The following is a 20,143-nucleotide window of genomic DNA, read 5'->3' as shown; positions in this document are numbered from 1 at the left end:
TCTTGCATTCGAATTGTTTCTAGAGTATTAAATTCTGCATGAATCCATTTCTCAGTGAAAAAACCCGAATAGAATTTAAAAAAGCACATAAGAAAGAGCCTCATAGACGTCATGCCGACCGAATCAAAGCTATACTTCTTCTTGATTCAGGATGGAGTTATGAAAAAGTAGCAGAGGCGCTCTTGTTAGACGATCAAACAATCAGGAATTACGAAAAACTATACAAAGATAAAGGTTTTGACGGGCTTTTATCTGACAATTATGTTGGCTGTGTGCCAAAACTCACATGCGAACAAGAAGAACAATTAAAAGATCATATCAGGCAAAACAACTATAGTGCGGCAAAAGAAATTGCTGAATATGTAAAACAGACATTCAATAAAATCTAGGCTCGTCCGCAGAATCTGTGGGTAATAAGTAAGGATTAGTAAGAGAAAAGGTGCATTGCCATCCCAAAGGGAGTAAGATGTTTTTTATCAAGAAAGCATCTTAACCCAAAAGGAGAGGCAATGCAGATAAAGACATTATTAAATACGGTAGAGAATTTCAAGTCATTTGTTTACAAAGCAGTCAGTTTCGAGGTCATAAATGGTAGAAAGGCATTAGTAGCAGATATAAAGCCGAGGGTAAATGCCAAGCCTGAATGTTCAGTATGTGGGAAGAGAGCGTCTGGGTATGATACACAGCCGTCCCGGTTATACGAGTATCCGCCATTATGGGGGTTTCAAGTATTTTTCCGATATTCCCCGCGACGCGCCGCCTGTCCAGTGGACGGAATCCATGTAGAGCGAATTCCCTGGTCAGAAGGTAAGGAGCAGATGACCACCACATACAAGGTATTCCTGTCTCGATGGGCTAAACGCCTGAGTTGGAAAGAGACAGCCGAGATATTCAAGTCCAGTTGGGACAGTGTGTATAGGGCAGTGCAGTTTGTAGTTGCCTACGGCCTTGCCCACAGGGACTTGGAGAATATAACGGAAATAGGAATAGACGAGATACAAGTCTGGAGTGGCCACAAGTATTTAACCCTTGTATATCAGCTTGATTCGCATGCCAAAAGGCTTTTATGGAGTGGCCCTGAGCGGAAGGCAAAGACCCTGCTGAAGTTTTTCATGGAGTTAGGTAGAGAACGTTGTCTGAGAATCAAATTCGTTTGCAGCGATATGTGGTCGCCGTACCTGAAGGTGATAGCGAAGAAGGCTTCCCAGGCGCTTAATATTCTTGACCGTTTCCACATCATGAAGAAATTCAATGAAGCCATAGACCAGATACGGAGGGAAGAGGTCAAAAAGCTCAAGGATGAAGGCACAGACAATGTTTTGGAAAAGAGCCGTTGGTTACTGTTGAAAAGGCCTGAGAACTTGACAGAAAAGCAAACGGTACGGTTAAGCCAGATAGTTAAGATCAACCTGAGTTCAATAAAGGCATATTTAATGCGTGAAGATTTTCAGCGTTTTTGGGAGTATAAGTATCCGGCGTATGCAGACAGGTTTCTCGAGAACTGGATTACGAGAACCCTAAAAACCAACCTGGAACCTATGAAAAAAGTGGCAAAGATGTTGCGCAATCACAAGCAGCTCATTCTCAACTGGTTCAAGGCTGATGGCAGACTTTCTTCCGGTACGGTTGAGGGGTTTAACCTTAAGGCGAAACTGACTATGAGAAAGGCTTATGGTTATAAATCTCTGGAATGCCTGCAAACAGCCTTGTATCATACTCTTGGTAATTTGCCGGAACCAATACTTACCCACAGATTCTGCGGATGAGGCAAAATCTATACACCCGAAGGAATGGTACATACCCTCGATAGATTAGGCTTTACTTACAAGAAAACTACAATAGTTCCAGGCAAAGCAAACCCTGAAAAACAAAAAGAATTTATCGAAAAATACAAACAACTCAAAGAAGAGAAAGCCCCCGGAGATAAGATACTTTTTATGGATGGAGTTCATCCACAGCACAATTCTACGTCTGCATATTGCTGGATAGAGAAAGGCAAAAAGAAGGAAATACCCTCTAATACCGGCAGGAAAAGAATAAATTTAAACGGGGCTATTGACATAGAAACCTTTGAAGTAACAATCCGGGAAGATGAAAGCATCAATGCTCAATCAACAATAAAGCTTTTCCATGAAATAGAGTCAAGGTATGCTCAAGCCGGTACTATTTACATAATCTCTGATAATGCTAAATATTACAGGTCTAAGTTGGTCAAAGAATACCTTGCAAATTCGAGAATAAAGATCAAATTTCTCCCTTCCTATTCACCCAATTTAAATCTCATTGAAAGATTATGGAAATTCTTTCGCAAAAAAATATTGTATAACAAGTATTATGATACTTATGAGAAGTTTAAAAACAAATGTTTAAGTTTTTTCAAAAATATTAACGAGTATACAGATGAATTGTCTACTCTTTTAACTGAAAATTTTCAAATTATTGGCGAGCAAATTTCGAAAATCTGATTTGTTTGACTATATAAGCGAGGGCAATACGAAGGAAGAGGCGTTAAAAAATATCAGAGAAGCCATTGAATTATATCTTGAACCTGTTGACGATGATATGAGGTATAATCCTGATGCACAGGTATTAGAAATTGCCCTATGACAAAAGTCCCGAATTTGAATTATGGACAGGTCTTTAACACCGATTTTCACAGGCATGAAAACCATCATAAAAACACCCTAATCATGCCGTCCAGACAATTTCAATAGATTTTCCTCCAAGCCATGGAACAGCGAATGGAGTTTGTAATTTTTTTACTTCCATCAAAACCGGAGTATGTGCTCTTTTTCTTATTTTCACAAAAAACTTACCACCGTCATAAACGACCCTCCCCGGCATATCAATAAACTTCCTGAATATTGCAGGGGCAAGATTATTTTCAAAACGTCTCAGGTCGCATGCGAATCGATGATACAGGGTATCAGCAATCATTGTCCATAGAATGTCAAAATGAATACGGATCATAATAGGTGAAGACAGAGAGTTCAGATTGAAAAACATTACCAGTTCGGCTATTTTGTTTTCTATCCGCCATCGTTTAGCGTAAACTTCCAATACCCTTTGTAAGGACAGCTCTTTGCTATTGGTTAAAATAAATGTAGGGTTCTCCCGTCCGTGATCTTTCACCACTATTTGCCTGAAAATGTTTTTACAATCTTTAAGCCTGACTTCGCTTTCATAAACTGAGACGTTTTTATACTTTCGCTTTGGAACCGGAATATAAACTTTTTTCCATACCTCCTTTGGAAGTACCAATGTTTCCTTCACAAGGCCGGCATAACGTTTACGAAGCGTTATGAACTTTACCTTGTCATTTTCAAGATCGTCAAGGATATTGTAAGCCGTAAACTTGCAATCAAAAACAAGTGTTTCGCTAACATTGCCTTTTATATTTTTCCAGTAACTTACAAACTTTTTAACCTCTTGCGACTCTTCGCGCCGTAGTATATCAGCTCTTGTATATAAAACTGCATTGCTTTTACTATCAGACGCAATGATGGTATTAGCGCCTTTCATGGTCTTACCCTTAGACCCACACCAGATCTTTTCCATTTCGGATTCATCCCCATAATGCGGGATCGAGTGAAAATCAAGATTTATATAGTCGCTACTATAAAAGTCCGGATACTTTTTCCTGAAAAGCGAAACAACTTTGCTTTGCAAATTCATCAACTGAGTTTCAGAGCAACGGCATGAATAGGTGTTCATGTATGTAGGCTTCGGAAGAACGTTTAATCCGGCAAAAACTCCAAAGCCAGGTTCCTGGTCATAAGCACAAATATGGGTCAGCCTCCTCTCGCCTATTAATTTCAGCAGTAACATGGAAAGACAGGCTTGCGTCGATCCAATATCGCTTGATTCAGGCAACTTACATTCCTGCAACAAATCAAGGATACCGGATTCTATGATATAAGGGATAAAAAAGAAAACCCCGGCCGTGGGGCAATCCACATTAAGATATTCGAGTATCTCAAAATCCAGGTGTTCCGAACGTTCCGGTATGATTTTGTTTTTAAGAGTTTTTCCAAGTTCATTATTCGTTCTGCGTTTTAGTTTGCCGAACCCTGCGGTTTTCAGAATACGTTCTACTGTGATTGCAGATATATTGATCTCCTCTTCCGCAAGGCGGCTATGGATGTCGGTTGTCGATAGTCCCTGTTTCCTGTATTTGATAATTTTATCCTGAACATCACAAGTAGTCCTTTTCTTTTTAGGGCCCTTTCGCACGATAGGGAAAAGTTCTATTTTCCCTGCATTAACGTCTCTCATTAAAGAATAAACCGTGCCTGGCTTGTAACCAAATTTTGTTGCTACAGTCTCAACTGCCTGTTTGTCAATTACAATGGCCCTTACTGCTTCATATTGTTTTTGTCTTTGTGAAACAGGATTATTGAAATATGAAACTAGATTAAGTTTGCCATGTATTAGGGTGTTATTATGATGATTATGCATTTGTAATATTCTTGCTGAATACTGATAATACCGTCAAATACCTTCTATTTGAGAGGTATTTGCGCTTGCTAATTGGTTAATATTCAGAATTGTAGCACACTTATAATCATCAATCAAGCATTTTGTTCATCATATTATCACCCTAAAATCCCAAAATTTGCTGAAATTCCCGAATAATGCAAAAATGCCCTGATTTAAAAATGTAATTTGTTACTACTAACAGGCAAGTAATGAAATACAAGGCATAGACTATTTTGTAATATAAGTTTACAAGGTAAGGGCAAAATAAATTCATCGCTCTGCAGCCTTCAAACACAGACGACTTTAAGGGGTGTATTATGATGGTTTATGTGTGTGTGAAAATCGGTGTTAAAGATAATTTCATAGGCTTTGTCTCCTTTCTTAATTGTATGGTAAGATTAAGGTTGTTAAGTTGTTTTTGGACTTGTGCATTCAATGAGCGAACAAAGACCATCTTTGGCTTATTGTGCAGAAGATAGCCTTGTGATGATCTGGCAAAACCGGTTGAATGTCCTAAAAAAATCCATCCTGCGGCCTTATAGCAGACGCCTTTAAAAAAACGAGGATCGACAAAGGTCTCCACAAGCCAGATTGGATGCCCATAGACCTTAGTCCAGTCTTGTGATAAGCGCTTAAGGTTAAGAGAAAGAATACGGGAGGCAAGGTTTGGTACGTGTATCTGAGGAAGGATCAGGAAACGTGAGTTGTTTGCTATGAGTTTCAGTCGTTGCGATTTTAAAAATGGCGGCCATCCAATCCACTTATCGCGAACGGTACATTTTAATGCTGCGGCAGCCCAGCCGATCAAGGCAAGCCATTGTCCCTGTGATTCCGCTACGTAGCGAATTGATTCTCCTACGAGAGAATGAAATCCAAGGTAATGATGCTGGCGCATCAGTATGTCCCAATTTGCCTGGTCGTTTTGTGAAACAGGACGAACGGTAATTGAACAAAGTAGTTCATTGTGTGTGTTATCGATTGGTGTTGTATGCTGGTTCATGCCCTATAATATAAAATATTTTAGGGGGAATGTCCACGTTTTTTTACATATCTTTGTATATTATGCGCTTATGGAAAACTTTGACAGCGCCGTGATGGGAACAAGCATTTTTTATTTTTCATAGAACTAAAGTGTTACTAATCATTACTCATTGTCTTATTTCAGGATGTTAAATGCTATTGAATTTTCTGATTGGATTGGATTGGATTTTATTATTACTTCTGGACTTCTGGCGGAGTTTTTTCCGATGAGAAAGGTTTGCTGTTTTCGTAGACAAATTGTAAGGAGAGATTGTCATACCAGCCTGCCACATACCCATATCCCCAATCCTGGCATGTTTCGGTAAATACGGTAATAATATTTTTTGACGGAATAATTGAGAGTGAAAATTTAGTCCATGAAGAAACCGTGTCGCCGCCAATATAAAATTTAAAAGGAGTGGTTGAAGTATTTACAGGGTTCCACTGCCCGTCAAGTAAGCCTATAATAGTAATATCTCCAATATTATCACCGTAGAATGCCATGCTACCCGTCAGCACATAGGTAGAATGTGCATTGATATTCAGTTCCTGATAAATACCGCCGCGGGCTGTTCCTTCAGCGGTTACCTCTTGTGTTAAAGCGTATAAACCGCTTATTGCCGGTGGTGTGGGAACTCCTATTGTCCCCGGAACATGAATATCTACTCTTGCTGGATGTTTCACCGGAATGCCATCGCCGTCCCATGGAAATGTTTCCCAACATATCCAGCCCGAAGTATTGCCGGTTTCAAAATCGCCATTTTTGAGTAGATTCTCGCCAAAGGATTCTTTTAGCAGGCAAAAAGAGGATATCGTTAAAAAAAAGAGAAAAATGCTTTTTAATAAAATGAAAGGCATATATTTTTTACAACAAAAATGGTTATTAGTACTTACCAGTAATTTCTTCATATTTTTTATTTCATGATATCAATTCAATTTTTTTGCACCTTTAATTTTTTATAAAGGGCAAACTCCTCATCCGCTTCCCTTTTTAAACCCAGCTTTTCATATGCGATGCTCAGATTAAAATGAGAGAGCGCTTTATATGGGTCGGCTTCAACAGCTTTTTTGTATTCTTCCATTGCTTCCTGATACATTCCCTTTCGCAGTAAAAGGTCGCCAATCTCATTGTGTACCTCTGCGGACTTTAATTCAGATTTTCTTATAGGCGGTTTGTGCGGGGCAGTTACCGGGGTTGAAGCGATCTCCTTACGCAATGGTTCAGATACCTGCGAAGTATTAATGGTAGAATCGTGTTCAGGAATACGCAAAGTAACAACAATAATGCCATCTGAACGCAGTATAGTAAGTTTTGCTTCTTTGTTGGCGGAAGTTTCCGTTAACATGGCAAATTGTTTTTTCGTCGTAATTTTTTCTCCGTTCCAGTCCATAATGAGATCCTCCGTTTTAATCCCCGCTTTTGCAGCAACACTTCCTTCAAGAACGCTGACAACCAGAACGCCGCTTTGACTAGGTTTAAACCGAAACCATTCTTTGTTTTCCCTGGTCAGGCTGCATACAATTAAACCAATGGGATCATGTTTTTCTATAAGAACAATGCCTGTCCCCTTCACCCACGATGTCTTATTTACACCATAATCAGTGCCGCCAAGTTCTCCGTAAGACCGGTAGGTTTTTGCGTATCCTGTATCATATTGCACATTTATTACCGCCTGTACTCCAACCAGAAATGCCTTCTCTTTTATTTTTTTTGCCAGGACATCATGCCCTGAAAACCCATACTCACCAAGGCTCACCTGCCCCATATTTTGATAGGCAACGTTAATGTCTCCGGAACAGACAAATATTTGTTCATATTTGTCTGCCTCAGTAACCTTTGCGCCTTTCTTTGGTTCGAGCGTTTTCCCCTCGCTTTTAAAGGGCGATAGATTATTTAAATATTCTTTCGAACTGCTGCTGCATCCAGTAAAGACTATTAATAAAACAAGGAGTAGGGCTATTTTTTGGTTCATTTCTAATATTCTTTCTCTTTTAATAAAAATGTAGAAAATAAACGTTGATTACTATCATATTACATTTAATTCAGAGGCGGCATGGGGGGGAACTCCAGCCGCCACGGGAACGATTTAGATTTTAAATTAACCACATTTTCTTAGTATAAAATATTTATGAACGGGCTGCGATAATTTTGCGAATATTTTCTGTCCGGCATTCGCTATTTTTATTGGTTCATTCAATTCATTCCTCATCTTCAGGTACGGCTCTTCAAAATCGTCCTTTAATTTCTTGCCCATTATTTCGATAGGGATATTTTCCTTAATGGTATTTTTTACTAATATTTCTGCGATGTTATCATTAGATACATTATTAATAATCCCCAGGAATTCATATTCTTTAATATAGGCATGGTCCTGGTGGCTGACTTGCGGATTATTTTCACGATATCCCAGAAAGAATCCGGTGCCAAATTCACGATGACTCGTCTTTTCCAGTTCAGATAACCATTGCTCATCAATTACGTAATTTTCAGGGTCAGAAAAATAACGGTCCAATGCCTCGCGATAGATTCTTGTTACGGAGGCTACATAGTATTGGCTCTTCATGCGTCCTTCAATCTTCCATGCAGTAATACCTGCGGACACTAATTCTGGAATATATTCAAGCATGCATAAATCCTTTGAACTTAAAATGTAAGTGCCTGTTTCATCCTGAATAATAGGAAATGTTTCCCCAGGCCGGTTTTCTTCCTTCAGCACATATTTCCAACGGCAGGAATGCGAACAATCGCCTAAATTTGCATGCCGGTTTGACATATAGCTGCTTAATAAACAACGCCCTGAATACGCCATACACATAGCACCATGTACAAATACTTCGGTCTCTACTGCGGTATTGGCAATAATTTCTTCAATTTCTCCAAGTGTTAATTCACGGGCAAGGACGGCTCTTTTTATACCTTGTTGACGCCAAAATTCGAGTGATTTAAAGTTTGTGGTGTTTGCCTGTGTGCTAAGATGGATTTTTATGTGAGGAGCTATTTCTTTTATCGTTAATAAAATTCCCGGATCAGACACGATTACCGCATCTACCGGTATCTCCGCAAGTGCTTTCACGCAAGAGACAATGCGGCGAATATGATAATTCCGTGCATAAATATTGAGCGCAACGTATATTTTTTTCTCTTTTTCATGAACATAATCAACGGCATTTCGAATTTCCTGCATAGTAAGATTTTCCGCGCCCATCCGAAGATTAAAACCTTCTGCGCCAATGTATACAGAGTCAGCGCCATATTCAATGGCTGTTTTAAGTTTCTCCATATCGCCTGCAGGGGCAACCAATTCGGGCTTTCTAATGTACATAGATGTATGTTTCAGGATTTCAAAAACACAATAATATCAATCCGGCGCCAACAGGCATCAGTAAATTATCTGCTGCCCTTAGCGGTAATGATTCAATAAAGCATGCAACAAAGGCGGCAATTAAGGCTGGCGCAATAGGAAGGAAGATGCATCCGCAAATTATGGCAACAGCCAGCGCCGCCAAAGACCCTTCTACACTTTTTTGCCTGTTATAAGGTATCCTGATTTTCCCGATACTTTTCCCCACCAGAGTTGCGGCAGCATCGGAAAAGGCGACGATCCATATAACAGCGCTTGCTATTTCTTTTGGGAAAATCAATATGGAAAAAGCTGCGCCCAATATTAAGGTGATAGGTCCAAAAGCAATGCCGCGTTCCTCCCGTTTACGTATACTTGATTTCGTAACAAGGCCTAACAGGGGAAAAGAAAGCCCGTTGACCCTCAAAAACTCTGAAATCAAATAGAAAACTACTATGGAAAAAAGCACCGATAGGGTGGTTATAAAGATATATTGGGAAAAAACAGGTACAAGTGCAATTATGATGTGTAAAAGTTTTCTGCGTATTTCCTGGTACCATGAATGCTCAAATTGTTTACGCATCCCTGAAAAGAGGGCCTTGTATGTGTTTGCATCTGCTATATCCAGAATATCCAACAGTTCAGACAGGTTGTTGTTATCAATTAAATAATCTGCCTGCCTGCGGATTGAATACTGAGCGTTTACTCCTATGCCTATATTCGATTTTTGCAAAATGTCTGAATTATTGCGGTCATCTACCAGTACAATTACATCATGCCATGAAAGATCATAGTGTTGCAATTCACTTTCAATGATGTTTACCTTTCCCTCGGGCATAATAAGCTGTCCGTATATTTCCCCTGTTAATGCGCCGTTGTCAATGCCAACGGTAATACCATATCCATTGTTTGCAGATACCCTTGCTGCAAGGTCTTTAACAAATACATCAGGAACACCGCTGCTTATTAAAAACACCAAATAACCATGCCCCCGCAATATTTCAATTGTTTCTTTCGCATTCTGGATAAGAGGTATCTCTTCGTATACTTTCCTTGCCTGTTCAAGCGGAATATTGCGAAAGGAACGGTATACCCTTTTTATAAAGGTATGGAAGGGTAATTTGCCGATGTTGAACAATATGCATAACAAGAACGTGCGGATAGAAAGTAAAAGACCAAGACGTCTTGATAAATGAAGAAGAAAATGTCCTCTGAAAAGGACTCCGTCAACATCAAAAATAATAATTTTATTTTTTGGAGCGGTTATCATAGAAAAACAGAACACAAAATAGTATGACATTTAACGAATGATGAATGTATCTTCCCTGTCTAACGCCTTACCCTGTATTTCACTTTCAGTTTGTTCAGGTCAGGTAACATCTTAAAAAAATTCTTTGTTTATTTTCCAGAAGGATTGATTAGAAGAGGGTGAGATTCCAAGCGAAATTAGAGGATATTTATATCTTTACAGAGAATTTCTCTTTAACAAAGGAGTCAGATTTTAGAAGAAATTACTGAAACTACAGATTCCACAGATTTTGGACGATGAACCGGTACAATCTGTGGTTTCAATCTCTTTTTGTTTGCCTAAAACCTCTGTCTCCCGGACAGGGATAATGCATACCCCTCAAAACATCTCCATAATAATTCTTTTAACAATCCCTAATCCGATGAATACCACGATAGGGGAGAAGTCAATGCCTCTGAACGTCGGAATGTATCTGCGCACCGGATTCAATACGGGGTCAGTGATTTTATACAAAAACTGTATTGCCTGGTTATAGGGATTATGCGGTACCCAGGAAAGTACGATTCTAATAATCAAAACAATTTCATAGAGACCTATGATTTTTCCCAAAAAAAGTCCCATCTCAACAACTCCTTTTCTATACTAAAAAGAGAACGCATCTGCCATTATTTACAAAAAGTTTTGCAATTGTATCAAACACGTACATACAGAGCAATAAAAATATAAATATAGACAATGATTAAGTGACTATGAGGATATATGTTAAAATAATTTACGGTAACGGTGAAACACGAAATCCGAAATCCGAAATCCGAAACAAATTCTAATGATAAAATGATTTGAAATTCTAAACAAGTGCATCTTTCGTACCTTCGTAACTTCGTACCTTCGTACGGGAGCATTCCCGATTTTTTGTAAAAATATCATTAACAGGAAGGGGGAGAGAAAGAATAGTAACACAAGTATCCAGTTTGAGGGTAAAATGCCACAAGCAGGATGCTTGTGCTACAATGTACAATTAGGGGTTGTCAGATAATAACTTTTACAACTATGGCATGGGATAACAAGGTGTGAATGACTCAATTTTTTGAAATTGTATAATTCCAATCTCCATGGAAATTATGCTTTCCAATATTAATCTTTTCCATTTCCTGATCGGAAACCTTTATCCCTGTTGGATATTTCCTTTTGTCAATTTTAACTCCAACCTTCAATCCGGTTTTTGTTTTTGTTGCGCCAATTAAATTAACCATAACATCATGGCTGGTCAGCGGATGACCTTTCCAATTCATGCTAATATGAGAAAAAAGTCTATGTTCCATTTTGTTCCATTTAATTGTTCCTTTAGGAAAATGGCATACTGTAATTTCCATGCCTGATTTATTTGCAAATTCTTGTAGTTTGATTTTCCATAGGCGAACTCTATAGCCGTTACTGCCACCACTATCTGCACATATCAACAGCTTTTTTGCATCAGGATAAATCTTTCTTCCCATATAAGTCCACCACCTATGAATGCTTTGTACTGCAAAATCTGAGGTATCATGATCGCATCCGACATTGACCACTCCTAAATTTTACCCTGATCATAGATGCCATAGGGGATGCCTATTTCTTTTCCTTTGGGATCAGGGAAATCTCGACCATTAACTTTTCGGGGAGAACCTTTTTTCCGCCATTCTTGCCCTTTGTTTGCATAGTTTCCCAGCAATTCCTTCTTTTTAGTGTCAACAGAAATAACAGGAAGATTGTCTTTTAAAAACTTTTTTACCTGCATGGTGATATACTTGAATTGTGCATCACGATCAGGATGAGAATCTTCCAAAGATTTATCATTACCTTGAAGACTATACCCAAGTTGTTTAAGAATGACTCGAATTGTTTCGTAAGAAACTCCATATCCTTTTTTATAAAGCTCCTCGGATAAATGACCACGGCGCTGTCAAAGTTTTCCATAAGCACATAATATACAAAGATATGTAAAAAAACGTGGACATTCCCCCTAAAATATTTTATATTATAGGGCATGAACCAGCATACAACACCAATCGATAACACACACAACGAACTACTTCATTCAATTACCGTTCGTCCTGTTTCACAAAACGACCAGGCAAATTGGGACACACTGATGCGCCAGCATCATTACCTTGGATTTCATTCTCTCGTAGGAGAATCAATTCGCTACGTAGCGGAATCACAGGGACAATGGCTTGCCTTGATCGGCTGGGCTGCCGCAGCATTAAAATGTACCGTTCGCGATAAGTGGATTGGATGGCCGCCATTTTTAAAATCGCAACGACTGAAACTCATAGCAAACAACTCACGTTTCCTGATCCTTCCTCAGATACACGTACCAAACCTTGCCTCCCGTATTCTTTCTCTTAACCTTAAGCGCTTATCACAAGACTGGACTAAGGTCTATGGGCATCCAATCTGGCTTGTGGAGACCTTTGTCGATCCTCGTTTTTTTAAAGGCGTCTGCTATAAGGCCGCAGGATGGATTTTTTTAGGACATTCAACCGGTTTTGCCAGATCATCACAAGGCTATCTTCTGCACAATAAGCCAAAGATGGTCTTTGTTCGCTCATTGAATGCACAAGTCCAAAAACAACTTAACAACCTTAATCTTACCATACAATTAAGAAAGGAGACAAAGCCTATGAAATTATCTTTAAAAGATGCGGAATTTCTTGACGAATTATTGCAGCAAATCCCTGAACATCGCATGCCCAGAGGCGTTCGCCACAGGAAACGTTCTATCCTGGCAATTTCTATCTGTGCTATCATCTGCAATGCCTGGAGCTTTGCCGCCATTGCAGAGTGGGCAAAGCGTTGTCCGCAAAATATGCTAAAACGTCTCTCCTGCCGTTATAATACAAAAACGAAACGATACGAACCACCGAGTGAACCTACCATCAGGCGTTTCTTACAGCAGGTGGATGCAGAAGCAGTTGATAAAGTCCTCTCGCGTTGGTTTCAATCTGTAGGTGATAAAAGCCTGCCCATTGCGGTTGACGGGAAAACCCTTTGCGGTGCAAGACAGCCTGACGGCAAACAGGTACATTTGCTTGCCGCTTTTCTTCATAAACAGGGTATAGTTCTCGCACAAACTCAGGTAGACTGCAAAACAAACGAAATACCGATGGTTCCGGTATTGTTTGATGATTTAGACATAAAAGACCGTGTCGTTACTTTCGATGCCTTACATGCGCAAAAGGAAACCGCCCGTTATCTGGTAGAAGACAAAAAGGCAGAATATATATTCACGGTGAAAGATAATCAAAAAACCATAAAACAAGCCATCTAGGAACTGAATCTCAGTTCTTTTCCCCCCCTCAGCACGAAACAATTGAAAAAGGCCATGGCCGCATTGAAATCCGCAGGATTTGGACCAGCACCGAATTAAACGAATAACTTGATAGTATAGGAATTTTCATTTTAATTATGCGGGTTTGCGGGGATGTATTGTTGTAAAATATTATATTGTAGATAGATATGACAGTTGTTATACTAATCAGATTATGGAAATAATTCAGAGGCAAGGGTGGAATATATTCAAGCAGATATTTTTTGATCATTGGGATAATTTTAAGAAGTTGTTTCCCAGGTATGATACCACCTATTATGATGAAGTAGTGGAGAAGATGCTTAATTGTGGTGATCCAGAGAAGATGGGATTGACGGAATATTTGTGTTTTAGTTGTGGACGCGGTAAACGAGTAGTGCCGATGAGTTGTAAGAGCAGTTTTTGTTTAAGGTGTAGTAAAGTGTATGTAGATAATTGGATAAGTCAAATAAGCAAGATGTTACATGAGGGAGTAATCTACCGGCATATAGTATTAACGGTACCGTCGGTGTTGCGAAGAATATTTTATAACAATTCAGAGAAATTGTTAGGAGCATTCATGGCATGCGGGGAGAGATGTCTGGATGATTTTTATATAGTCAAACAAATCTGGTTTTATAAACTTAGCGGTAATTTGGCTTTTTGAAAAATGGGGGCGAAGCATTTGCCTGCGTACAGTATAACTCCTTCAACATAGCGGGGTTGGCGTATGTACAGCATTTTACGTCTCTCTCTTATATGCTGGGGATGACCCATATTTTTTGCTGGACACCGTGTTAACCGTATGTTACACTGTGTACATGCTTAGAGTAGGAGGTCGAATATTTTCAGATGATGTAATAAAGCGTTTATCAGAAACTATCCAAAAGGAACCCTGTCTATCGCGTCGTAAACTGTCGCGTCTGGTATGCGAATGGATGGACTGGAGGAATCAAGCGGGCCGTTTGCAAGAGATGAGTTGTCGCAAGGCGTTATTGGAATTGGATCGTCGTAAAGAGATCAATCTTCCAAAGGTGAACAAGCATTATGCATTTCAAAAAGTCAATAAACCTGCGGAGGCGCCTCCGATTGCGGAAGTGTCATGCGAGCTAGCGGAGTTGGGTGACGTAGAGATTATACGGGTTACAACGAGATTCCATTCGAAACTTTGGCGTAGCATGTTAGAAGCGCATCATTATCTTGGAAGTGGGCCCCTATGCGGGGCGCAACTTCGGTATCTTGTACGCAGTGAATATTACGGATGGATAGGAGGGCTAAGTTATAGTGCCTGTGCCAGACGGGTGGAAAGTCGCGACGAGTGGATAGGATGGACGGAGGAAGCACGTAAGCGGAATCATACGTTTGTTATCAATAACAGTCGGTATTTAATAGCGCCTACGGTAAGAGTAAAATGTTTGGCATCGCATGTATTGGCAAAATGCCAAACACGTTTGGTAGATGATTGGGAAAGAGTGTATAAATATCGTCCTGTACTTTTAGAAACCTATGTGGAACGAGGACGGTTTTCCGGAAGCTGTTATCGGGCAGCTAACTGGAAGTATGTAGGAGGCACGGAAGGTCGAGGACGAAAAGGAACAGGTGCAACGGTCAAAGACGTTTATGTTATGCCGTTGCAAAAGAAATGGCAGGCGGTGTTGTGTTGTTGTGCCGATGGCAAAGTACATGTTCGCCAAAGAGTGGCACAAAAAGAGCCTCGGGATTGGATAGAAGCGGAACTTGGAGGAACAAAATTGGGCGATGCACGATTGACCTCAAGACTTTTAGAAATGACAGGTATGTTTTATGACAAACCTTTGGCAAACATTCCGCAGGCGTGCGGTTCAGTCAGTGCGACTAAGGCTGCATACCGATTCCTTGACAATGAGAATGTAGATTGGAAGGCGATATTGCAAGCTCATTATGAGGCCACGGAAGAGCGTGTGAAGGAGAATAGTTTGGTTTTGGTAGCGCAAGATACTACGACTCTGAATTATAGCACACATCCGAATACGCAGGGGTTAGGGCCGATAGGTACTAAGAGTGAAAAAGTTCGTGGACTGATGGTGCATGATACGATGGCGTTTACTGAAAGTGGTACACCCTTGGGACTTCTGAATGTGCAATGCTGGGCGCGGGACGGAATAGGCAGCAAACATGAACGACACAAGAAGCCTATCGAAGAGAAGGAAAGCTGGAAATGGGTGGAGAGTTACCATGCAGTATCGCAAGTACAGAAACGCTGTCGAAACAAATCTTTGCTGGTGGTTGTGGCAGATCGTGAGGCCGATATTCACGAGGTATTCGCTGAGCAGTATAATACGCCTGATGGCGCTCAGTTGCTGATCCGTGCAGAACGTTCGCGCAATAGAAAGGTTGTTGATGATAAAGAATCATGCGAGTTTTTGTGGACTAAACTGGAACAGCAACCGGCGATGCCTGTTACGCTACGCCCACCTATGCTAAAAAAGAATATGCCTGCGGTCAGGGTGTGGGCGGTGCTGGCGCAGGAAGTCAATCCGCCTATCGGAATTGATGGGTTAGAATGGATGCTGTTAACCACAGTTGCGGTTAAGCAAGAAAAAGATGCTTACGAACGTTTGGAATGGTATGCTCGCCGATGGGGTATTGAGTGTTATCATCGTATTATCAAGAGCGGTTGTCGTGTCGAGGCCCGGCAGTTGGAGAGTGCTCGTCGTCTATGCAACGCTTTGGCCATTGATATGATTATAGCTTGGCGTATCCATTACCTGACTACTTTAGGACAAGAAACACCTGATGTCCCTTGTACTGTCTACTTCAGCGATTCTGAATGGAAAGCATTGACAACTTTTGCGAACAAGGTCAAGGAGCCTCCTGATTTACCTCCAAGCCTCAATGATGCCGTGCGGCTTTTAGGTAAACTTGGCGGTCATCTGGGTCGCCGTGGTGATGGCCATCCCGGAAGTGAAGTACTTTGGCGAGGCATGTCACGTTTGGCTGATATTGAAGTTGCTTACGAACTTTACACCACTTAGCCTTCAGCTCAATTGGCCGTACAACTACGGTGCTCTTGAAATTTGTGGGTAAAGATTAGCTTATATGCAGGCAAATGCTTCGCCCCTACCCAGAATGTTTTTCGAAAAACAGATTTATTCGACTATAGTAAGGGAGCGACTACAAATAACATGGTATTGTATAGTACCAATAGTATCGTTGCAGTGTCTTTGTGTATGTCACGGTAATAGCCGTTACAACTAGTAAATATAGGCATTGACACCCTCCAGCCATAATGATAACATTAGGATTAAGTGGTATTTTATCCGGCGTATTAATCCTAATGGTGTCATTATGCGTTTAGCTAAGTATTCTCATCGCAAGCTCTTGGGACTATTCAGCAGGGATGTCGTTTTAACTCTGGACAGTATCAGAGAAGCTTTGGGAACGACTTCAAAAGCAACGGTTTTCAGGAAGCTAAAATCGCTCGGACATCGTGCGAGTTATTCCCATGCGGGCAAATATCATACACTGGATGAACTTGCAAGCTATAATAAATATGGCATTTGGAGTTTCAATCAAATATATTTTTCTCAACAAGGAAGTCTTGTAGATACTCTCGAGGCCATCATTAATAAATCCCAGGAAGGTTATTTTGCCTCGGAGCTTCAAACGCTGGTACATGTGCGAGTCTTTAATGCACTGACTCAATTAGTGGTATCTGGAAGGGTCTTGCGCGAGCAGATTGCCGGAGAATATTTGTATATCTCCAAGGTGTTAGGTACGGATCAACTCGCCAGACGTAAACAGTCAATCATGTTGTGTGCTTGTAAGGAAGAAAAGGTATTAATTCCCGGCTTTGGGAGTGAAGTGGTTACGGATTGCCTGCAGACATTTCTTTCCATACTTGATGAAAGGCAGAAACGGCTTTATCTTGGTTTAGAATCAATGAAACTGGGACATGGCGGCGATTTAAGACTTTCACAGCTAACCGGCATAAATGTAAAAACAATTGCCAAGGGGCGTCGGGAACTTTCGAGTAAGAACATTACACCGGGACGGATACGTAAGGTTGGTTCAGGTCGTTCTTCGATTAAAAAAAAACTGATGTGGTAAAACTTCTTGAAGAATTGATGGAGGGCGATACTGCAGGAGACCCAATGGGTAAAGGAAAAATATGGACGAGAAGAAGCACACGTACTCTAAAAAAAGAATGCGGTGATAGAGGTGTAAGCGTATGTGCAACAACAGTTAGTAAGCTTCTTAAGGACATGGATTATTCTCTGAGAGTAAATCGCAAAACGATAGCAGAGACACGTCATCCGGACCGTAATAGACAGTTTGAAATTATTAATGAGACAAAAAAGTATTTTGAAGATTCTGGTCAGCCAATAATCAGTGTTGACAGTAAGAAAAAGGAATTGATAGGTAATTTCAGAAATGAGGGCAAGGCGTGGACAAAAATAGTAAATGAAGTTTTGGCCCATGATTTTCGTTCTCAGGCAATTGGTGTTGGATGTCCGTTTGGTATCTATGAATTGCTGACTAATTTAGGGACAGTTATTGTTGGTACGTCCTATGACACACCGGAATTTGCAGTCGAGTCAATTAAGATTTGGCTGGATGAATTTGGTTGGAAGAGGTATCCATGCGCAAAAGAACTCCTTATTCTTTGTGACGCAGGAGGGAGCAACGGATTTCGTCCCCGGTTGTGGAAATATGCGCTTTATCAAAATATTTGTAAAGTTTACGGACTCTCCATCAGGATTTGCCACTATCCCTCAGGAGCATCAAAATGGAATCCGGTAGAACATCGTCTGTTTAGTTTTATCAGTAAAAATTGGGAGGGGAATCCTTTGAGGTCTTATGATGTTATGCTAAGTTTAATTGCTGGCACTACAACAACAGCGGGTCTTCTCGTACAAACCATTCTTAACGAGAAAGAATACCAAAAAGGAATCAAAATCACTGATGACCAAATGAAAGAAATAAACATAAACAAACACAGTGTCTTGCCAGATTGGAATTATACAATTTCACTTAACTAAATTAATAAAAATACCAAATTATTTTTGGACAGTGCCTAAAGTGAGCAAAAGGCCACTCAAGGGAGGGTATATAGTAGTGTTGCAGACCCACGGTAGAAGTGGTCAGTATAATCCCCATCTGCATATAATAGCAAGTAGCGGCGGACTTGATGAGGAAAGGCAGAGGTGGGAGCATTTAAGTTATTTACCGTATAAGATGCTGCATAAGAAGTGGCAATGGTATTTATTGGAGATGATGAGAAAAGAGCTGGATACGGAAGAAATCGAGAAGATAGTGGATGCGTGTTACAGGTGTTATCCCGAAGGATTTGTAGCGAATGTCCAAAAAGGAGAGGTACCAGAGAGATATGAGAGTTTAGCGAGATATGTAGCGAAATATGTAGTAAGTCCGCCCATATCATTGAGACGCATAGATGAGTATGATGGAAGAAGGGTTACGTATCATTATAGGTCTCACGAGATGCAGAGAGTGAAAAAGGAGCGTGTAAGTGTGTACCGGTTTATAGGTAGAATGATCCAGCATGTATTGCCGAAGGGTTTTAAAAGGATACGATATTATGGAGTGCAGGCGGCGAAGATATATGAGCAGATCAAAGTAATAGTTCGGGAAGCATTGAAACGGATAGGTAGAGAGGTAGTAGGCGCGGTAAAGATAATCGGGCGAAAAAGTTATCAGGAGAGATATCGTGCAAGTACGGGTCAAGACCCGTTTGTTTGTGAGCATTGCGGAAGAGAGATGGAACTTAATGTGATATGGCATCCGAAATACGGAATAATCTATAATGAAATAGAAGAGATAATGCGAGGTAAGTATGAGCCGAAAGAAGAGAAGGTTATCAAACCAGAAGGGGATGGAGGAACCATTCGGCCCACTCCCCGAAGAGTACAAATACCGCTGTTCAGTATGTAACAAAGAACTGTTGGTGAATGAAGCAATAGTGGATGCTGGAATTGGAATGGCGAAATTTAACAATGAATATTATGAGAATTATATGCCGAAAGTTGGATGTCCTGGTTGTAATAATTATACCATGGAGTATATAAGAAAAGATTAAAAGTCCGCCGTAGGCGATAAGTTCACCCTTGAAGAGGTAGAGGTCTCGGGAGATGGTAAATATTGGTATATAACATAGGAAGAAGAGATTGTGGTTAATTTATACGCAGGGGGGTGAAAGATGGTTCACGAAAGGCAAGAAAATCTTCAGTATACAATTAAGGCACTTATTCAACAATTTCTTTTGCCGCGCTATAGTTGTTTTTCCTGATATAATCTTTTAATTGTTCTTCTTGTTCGCAGGTGAGTTTTGGCACACAGCCAACATAATTGTCAGATAAAAGCCCGTCAAAACCTTTATCTTTGTATAGTTTTTCGTAATTCCTGATTGTTTGATCGTCTAACAAGAGCGCCTCTGCTACTTCTTCATAACTCCATCCTGAATCAAGAAGAAGTATAGCTTTGATTCGGTCGGCATGACGTCTATGAGGCTCTTTCTTATGTGCTTTTTTAAATTCTATTCGGGTTTTTTCACTGAGAAATGGATTCATGCAGAATTTAATACTCTAGAAACAATTCAAATGCAAGAAAAAAACAGGTTTTTCTAAAAATAAATGCTTTTGACTATAATTAGAATTCCGGGGGACACGATACTTATCTTTGTATATTATGTGCTTATGAAAAACTTTGACAGCCTCGTGCGACTACACG

General features: G+C 40.2%; 19 protein-coding genes and 1 pseudogene. 10 read left to right on the top strand and 10 right to left on the bottom strand.

All coding sequences use genetic code 11. The annotated features are described in order from the left end of the window. Positions 1-38 precede the first annotated feature (38 nt). The 4 genes from KSMBR1_RS20220 to KSMBR1_RS20205 all read left to right on the top strand — a co-directional run bounded on the left by KSMBR1_RS20220 (position 39) and on the right by KSMBR1_RS20205 (position 2,607). Entirely contained in the window at positions 39-389 is a 351-nt protein-coding gene (locus tag KSMBR1_RS20220) for a helix-turn-helix domain-containing protein (protein ID WP_099326878.1), read from the top strand. A 120-nt stretch (positions 390-509) separates the two neighbouring features. Continuing rightward, a complete protein-coding gene (locus tag KSMBR1_RS20215; protein ID WP_099326027.1) occupies positions 510-1,766 on the top strand; it encodes an ISL3 family transposase in 1,257 nt (418 codons plus the stop codon). Positions 1,767-1,772: 6 nt separating this feature from the next. Continuing rightward, positions 1,773-2,465 carry an IS630 family transposase gene (locus tag KSMBR1_RS20210; protein WP_261341116.1) on the top strand — a complete coding sequence of 231 codons (693 nt, stop codon included), beginning with the start codon at positions 1,773-1,775 and terminating at the stop codon, positions 2,463-2,465. Next, positions 2,440-2,607, top strand: coding sequence for a type II toxin-antitoxin system HicB family antitoxin (locus KSMBR1_RS20205; RefSeq protein ID WP_420886537.1), 168 nt, complete (start codon positions 2,440-2,442; stop codon positions 2,605-2,607). Before KSMBR1_RS20210 ends, KSMBR1_RS20205 begins: the two co-directional genes overlap by 26 nt. 81 nt (positions 2,608-2,688) lie before the next feature. Here KSMBR1_RS20205 and KSMBR1_RS20200 read toward each other — a convergent pair whose 3' ends face one another. The 9 genes and pseudogenes from KSMBR1_RS20200 to KSMBR1_RS23845 form a co-directional block, all read right to left on the bottom strand. Continuing rightward, positions 2,689-4,458 (bottom strand): transposase, encoded by a 1,770-nt coding sequence (locus tag KSMBR1_RS20200; RefSeq protein ID WP_099326695.1) that lies wholly within the window; start codon positions 4,456-4,458, stop codon positions 2,689-2,691. Positions 4,459-4,804: 346 nt separating this feature from the next. Further along, positions 4,805-5,479 (bottom strand): Druantia anti-phage system protein DruA, encoded by a 675-nt coding sequence (locus KSMBR1_RS20195; RefSeq protein WP_099326875.1) that lies wholly within the window; start codon positions 5,477-5,479, stop codon positions 4,805-4,807. A gap of 215 nt (positions 5,480-5,694) precedes the next feature. Continuing rightward, the gene (locus tag KSMBR1_RS20190) at positions 5,695-6,408 is read right to left on the bottom strand and encodes a hypothetical protein (protein WP_099326874.1); all 714 of its coding nucleotides are present in this window, start codon (positions 6,406-6,408) and stop codon (positions 5,695-5,697) included. 23 nt (positions 6,409-6,431) lie between these two features. Next, entirely contained in the window at positions 6,432-7,472 is a 1,041-nt protein-coding gene (locus tag KSMBR1_RS20185; RefSeq protein WP_099326873.1) for a tetratricopeptide repeat protein, read from the bottom strand. 126 nt (positions 7,473-7,598) lie between these two features. Beyond that, positions 7,599-8,780, bottom strand: coding sequence for a peptidase U32 family protein (locus KSMBR1_RS20180; RefSeq protein ID WP_230408026.1), 1,182 nt, complete (start codon positions 8,778-8,780; stop codon positions 7,599-7,601). Positions 8,781-8,841: 61 nt separating this feature from the next. After that, positions 8,842-10,110, bottom strand: a complete 1,269-nt coding sequence (locus KSMBR1_RS20175) for a haloacid dehalogenase-like hydrolase (protein WP_157820775.1) — start codon at positions 10,108-10,110, stop codon at positions 8,842-8,844. Positions 10,111-10,467: 357 nt separating this feature from the next. Next, on the bottom strand, positions 10,468-10,710 hold the full coding sequence (locus KSMBR1_RS20170) for a YggT family protein (RefSeq protein ID WP_099326870.1): 243 nt from the start codon (positions 10,708-10,710) through the stop codon (positions 10,468-10,470). A gap of 458 nt (positions 10,711-11,168) precedes the next feature. Beyond that, the gene (locus KSMBR1_RS23850; protein WP_099326869.1) at positions 11,169-11,657 is read right to left on the bottom strand and encodes an ISAzo13 family transposase; all 489 of its coding nucleotides are present in this window, start codon (positions 11,655-11,657) and stop codon (positions 11,169-11,171) included. A gap of 2 nt (positions 11,658-11,659) precedes the next feature. Beyond that, positions 11,660-12,007: pseudogene (locus tag KSMBR1_RS23845) on the bottom strand (ISAzo13-like element transposase-related protein); the annotation flags it as partial. Positions 12,008-12,115: 108 nt separating this feature from the next. On the opposite strand from KSMBR1_RS23845, the gene KSMBR1_RS20155 reads away from it, so the two are divergent. The 6 genes from KSMBR1_RS20155 to KSMBR1_RS20130 all read left to right on the top strand — a co-directional run bounded on the left by KSMBR1_RS20155 (position 12,116) and on the right by KSMBR1_RS20130 (position 19,348). Beyond that, positions 12,116-13,399, top strand: a complete 1,284-nt coding sequence (locus KSMBR1_RS20155; protein WP_099326867.1) for an ISAs1 family transposase — start codon at positions 12,116-12,118, stop codon at positions 13,397-13,399. Between the two features lie 214 nt (positions 13,400-13,613). Next, the gene (locus KSMBR1_RS20150) at positions 13,614-14,084 is read left to right on the top strand and encodes a transposase zinc-binding domain-containing protein (RefSeq protein WP_157820774.1); all 471 of its coding nucleotides are present in this window, start codon (positions 13,614-13,616) and stop codon (positions 14,082-14,084) included. Between the two features lie 154 nt (positions 14,085-14,238). Then, a complete protein-coding gene (locus KSMBR1_RS20145; protein WP_099326865.1) occupies positions 14,239-16,431 on the top strand; it encodes an IS4 family transposase in 2,193 nt (730 codons plus the stop codon). Positions 16,432-16,744: 313 nt separating this feature from the next. Next, positions 16,745-17,506: a hypothetical protein gene (locus tag KSMBR1_RS20140; protein WP_157820773.1), complete on the top strand. Its 762-nt coding sequence runs from the start codon at positions 16,745-16,747 to the stop codon at positions 17,504-17,506. Beyond that, complete coding sequence (locus tag KSMBR1_RS20135) at positions 17,500-18,438, top strand: ISAzo13 family transposase (RefSeq protein ID WP_099325441.1); 939 nt, start codon at positions 17,500-17,502, stop codon at positions 18,436-18,438. Before KSMBR1_RS20140 ends, KSMBR1_RS20135 begins: the two co-directional genes overlap by 7 nt. A gap of 40 nt (positions 18,439-18,478) precedes the next feature. Then, positions 18,479-19,348, top strand: coding sequence for an IS91 family transposase (locus KSMBR1_RS20130; RefSeq protein WP_157820772.1), 870 nt, complete (start codon positions 18,479-18,481; stop codon positions 19,346-19,348). A 311-nt stretch (positions 19,349-19,659) separates the two neighbouring features. Here the strand turns inward: KSMBR1_RS20130 and KSMBR1_RS20125 are convergent, their stop codons facing one another. Beyond that, positions 19,660-19,983: a helix-turn-helix domain-containing protein gene (locus KSMBR1_RS20125; protein ID WP_099326862.1), complete on the bottom strand. Its 324-nt coding sequence runs from the start codon at positions 19,981-19,983 to the stop codon at positions 19,660-19,662. Between the last annotated feature and the right edge of the window lie 160 nt (positions 19,984-20,143).

It is taken from the genome of Candidatus Kuenenia stuttgartiensis, assembly GCF_900232105.1.
GTDB lineage: Bacteria > Planctomycetota > Brocadiia > Brocadiales > Brocadiaceae > Kuenenia > Kuenenia stuttgartiensis_A.
The sequence above is the reverse complement of the archived record's forward strand: the minus strand, read 5'-3'. Positions and strand labels throughout refer to the sequence as shown.

Bases quoted from the DNA above. Each gene is read 5' to 3' on its own strand.
- KSMBR1_RS20145 (WP_099326865.1), top strand. From the start codon at position 14,239: ATGCTTAGAGTAGGAGGTCGAATATTTTCAGATGATGTAATAAAGCGT.
- KSMBR1_RS20125 (WP_099326862.1), bottom strand. From the start codon at position 19,983: ATGAATCCATTTCTCAGTGAAAAAACCCGAATAGAATTTAAAAAAGCA.
- KSMBR1_RS20175 (WP_157820775.1), bottom strand. From the start codon at position 10,110: ATGATAACCGCTCCAAAAAATAAAATTATTATTTTTGATGTTGACGGA.
- KSMBR1_RS20180 (WP_230408026.1), bottom strand. From the start codon at position 8,780: ATGGAGAAACTTAAAACAGCCATTGAATATGGCGCTGACTCTGTATAC.
- KSMBR1_RS20150 (WP_157820774.1), top strand. From the start codon at position 13,614: ATGGAAATAATTCAGAGGCAAGGGTGGAATATATTCAAGCAGATATTT.
- KSMBR1_RS20220 (WP_099326878.1), top strand. From the start codon at position 39: ATGAATCCATTTCTCAGTGAAAAAACCCGAATAGAATTTAAAAAAGCA.
- KSMBR1_RS20200 (WP_099326695.1), bottom strand. From the start codon at position 4,458: ATGCATAATCATCATAATAACACCCTAATACATGGCAAACTTAATCTA.
- KSMBR1_RS20155 (WP_099326867.1), top strand. From the start codon at position 12,116: ATGAACCAGCATACAACACCAATCGATAACACACACAACGAACTACTT.
- KSMBR1_RS20190 (WP_099326874.1), bottom strand. From the start codon at position 6,408: ATGAAGAAATTACTGGTAAGTACTAATAACCATTTTTGTTGTAAAAAA.
- KSMBR1_RS20195 (WP_099326875.1), bottom strand. From the start codon at position 5,479: ATGAACCAGCATACAACACCAATCGATAACACACACAATGAACTACTT.
- KSMBR1_RS20215 (WP_099326027.1), top strand. From the start codon at position 510: ATGCAGATAAAGACATTATTAAATACGGTAGAGAATTTCAAGTCATTT.
- KSMBR1_RS20140 (WP_157820773.1), top strand. From the start codon at position 16,745: ATGCGTTTAGCTAAGTATTCTCATCGCAAGCTCTTGGGACTATTCAGC.
- KSMBR1_RS20170 (WP_099326870.1), bottom strand. From the start codon at position 10,710: ATGGGACTTTTTTTGGGAAAAATCATAGGTCTCTATGAAATTGTTTTG.
- KSMBR1_RS20185 (WP_099326873.1), bottom strand. From the start codon at position 7,472: ATGAACCAAAAAATAGCCCTACTCCTTGTTTTATTAATAGTCTTTACT.